Raw genomic sequence first — 1129 nt, 5'->3', positions numbered from 1 at the left:
TGAACAGATGATCTCGAAGGGCACCGCAAGGAGCGGGCAGTGGATAAGGAGGACGATGGTGAGGAATTCCAACGGCGAGTAGGCCTGCCAGACCGGCACGAACCGTTCGTCGTCGACGTTTATCCCATCAGTAGGGAGTTCGGCGGGGCCTGGTTCGACGATGATCTTCGCCGCCGCCGGGCTCCAGAGGAGGAGCAGGGCCAGGAATATGAGCAGGAGAGCTGCCCTGTGCACGGTCCAGCCCCTTGCGGGGGCCCGGCACCCCTCAGTAGTAATAGACGACATTCAGCGTATACTCCGTTCCCTCCTCCGGAACGTCTTCCCCGAAGATCAGGAATTTCCACGTGCCAGACGGCAGGGAATAGGACCCTGAGAGGGTGAGGGCCATCTTCTCGTCCGTCCTCCCGTCGGCACCGTCATGGTAGGGACCGAGCGCGGCGCTCCCCGGCAGGGTTATGGTCAGGGTAAGCGAATCGGTTCCTGGATGCTGGTGCCCGCTCCAGTCAAGGTTGACCACAATGCTTCTTACACCTGTCGGCACCGGCTTCTCGATGGTCTGGTACTCGCCCGGGTGTATCGTGCCGACGATCGACTGGACCTCCACGCCGTCGCCGACGTCGGCGACAGGCGTTACCGCAATCCCGGTGGCGGGCGTGCAGGACTGGGCCGTGGCGCCGGGGACGAGAAGGAGTGCGATGAGCAGGAGGACAAGAAGCATTCTTTCTGCAACGTACTCACTGCGTTTCGCTACGCTCATGAGATCACCATGCATTACGTCCAGGTCCCTGACCTTAACCTTTCTCTCCATCGCGTTGAATTGTCATCGGGGGGTTGGAACCGTTGATATCGTCAAATTGAAGGTTTATGTTGGTAATATGGATGGACCGGGACATCTCCAGTGGAAATTGACCCTCACCGCCCCCCTTCGAGCCAACGGTACCAGGGACCGGTAACCGGACGAATTGCCGGGGATTGCAGAACCCGGGCGATTACCGGGCCCGGTGGTGGCGGTGGGGGGTGATGCGTGTACGCCGGCGCACCGGGTTTCGGCATGTACCGCACCAAAATCGACCAGTGGACCGTTTCACCTTATGGTGCGGGTCCTGATGCGGGGTGAGCGATCGCCACC

1 protein-coding gene and 1 pseudogene are annotated in these 1129 nt (G+C 60.9%); both read right to left on the bottom strand.

All coding sequences use genetic code 11. The annotated features are described in order from the left end of the window. Positions 1-234, bottom strand: a pseudogene (locus BP858_RS05960) (transcriptional regulator); the annotation flags it as partial. Positions 235-265: 31 nt separating this feature from the next. Further along, positions 266-808: a hypothetical protein gene (locus BP858_RS05955; protein ID WP_074175791.1), complete on the bottom strand. Its 543-nt coding sequence runs from the start codon at positions 806-808 to the stop codon at positions 266-268. Between the last annotated feature and the right edge of the window lie 321 nt (positions 809-1129).

The organism is Methanoculleus sp. UBA413, from assembly GCF_002502935.1.
GTDB classification, from domain to species: Archaea; Halobacteriota; Methanomicrobia; order Methanomicrobiales; family Methanoculleaceae; genus Methanoculleus; species Methanoculleus bourgensis.
Note: the sequence above shows the minus strand (reverse complement) of the source record. Positions and strands in the feature narration are given on the sequence as shown.

What these genes read in the sequence shown, in the direction of transcription:
- BP858_RS05955 (WP_074175791.1), bottom strand. Translation starts at nt 808, where the DNA reads ATGGAGAGAAAGGTTAAGGTCAGGGACCTGGACGTAATGCATGGTGAT.